General features: G+C 64.8%; 1 protein-coding gene. It reads left to right on the top strand.

Annotated features, from left to right (window positions below; genetic code table 11):
• Positions 1–79 precede the first annotated feature (79 nt).
• The gene (locus Q7A36_RS39805) at positions 80–1,108 is read left to right on the top strand and encodes an IS110 family RNA-guided transposase (protein WP_305109322.1); all 1,029 of its coding nucleotides are present in this window, start codon (positions 80–82) and stop codon (positions 1,106–1,108) included.
• Positions 1,109–1,370: the final 262 nt, after the last annotated feature.

Genomic DNA, 1,370 nt, shown 5'->3' on the forward strand with positions numbered 1-1,370 from the left:
GTTGGCTTTATGGAATGGCCCGCCCCTCCTCCTCGCAGCGCTATACTGCGGGAGCAACCGGACTAGCGGGAGCGGAACCATGCAGATCGCGGTACTCGGGATCGACCTGGGCAAGAACAGCTGCAGCGTGGTTGGGCTGGACGCGACAGGACGCCCTGTTTTGCGCCGGCGCCTGAGCCGGGAGGGGCTGATCAAGTTTGCGGCTGGGCTGCCGCCCTGTGTGATGGCAATGGAGTCCTGCGGCGGCGCCCACTACCTCGGTCGCGTGCTGCGCGATCAAGGACATCAGGTGCGGCTGATGTCGCCCGAGTACGTACGACCGTATGTCAAAGCGCAGAAGAATGATGACCGAGATGCCGAGGCGATTGCTGAGGCGGCGACCCGGCCGACGATGCGCTTCGTCGAGCTCAAGAGCGCGGAGCAACTCGACATGCAGAGCCTGCATCGCGCGCGCGACCGACTTGTCGGGGAGCGCACGGCACTGATCAATCAGCTGCGGGCTTTCCTGCTCGAGCGCGGGATCATCGTCCCGCAGGGTCGTCGTAAACTGGAGCTGCAGCTCAAGGAGGTGCTGGCTGCTGAGCAGCGCTCGCTCAGCGCGCGGGCCAAGCTACTGATCGAGGACATGCAGGCGCAATGGCGCGAGCTGGACCGCCGTATCGAGGCGTTCGATGATGAGTTTGTCGCGCAAGCTCGCAGCGACCAGGCCACTCGTTTGCTGATGACAATACCTGGTATTGGGCCGCTGATCGCCACGGCACTGGTGGCTGCAATCGGCAGAGCCGAGACGTTCGGGCGCGGCCGCAACCTCGCGGCATGGCTGGGGTTGGTACCGAAGCAGGTGACGACCGGCGGCAAGCCGAAGTTGCTCGGGATCAGCAAGCGTGGCAACCGCTACTTGCGTAAGATGCTGGTTCACGGTGCACGAGCCGCACTTCGAATGCTGTCGAACACGGACACAGCCCTCGGTCAATGGCTGCGTGGCCTGCTGCAGCGGGCGCACAAGAACACCGTGGTCGTCGCGCTCGCGGCCAAACTAGCGCGGGTGGCCTGCGCCGTGCTGCGCAGCGGGCGCGGGTTCGAGGTTGGTGCGGCGGTGACGCCGTAGTGCACGAGATTGGTCGCGGGCGCCTATCTGGCGTGAGCGGCTGACGAAGTCTGCGGGTGGTGGAAACGAGATGGCCTGACAGTCGACCGGTGTTCTGGAACCCTGGGCCGTTCAATGGCACTCGATGCCGCTGGCTTTATGAGGACCGGAACGCGCGGATCTCCATCTTGGCCGGAGCGGCGCTCCGAGACCGGATACGTTGACGTAGACTGCGCAGCTAGCTCGTGAGAAAGCCCTTGCAGACGGGGCGGGCCATACGTTG

The organism is Paracraurococcus lichenis, assembly GCF_030657435.1.
Classification (GTDB): domain Bacteria; phylum Pseudomonadota; class Alphaproteobacteria; order Acetobacterales; family Acetobacteraceae; genus Paracraurococcus; species Paracraurococcus lichenis.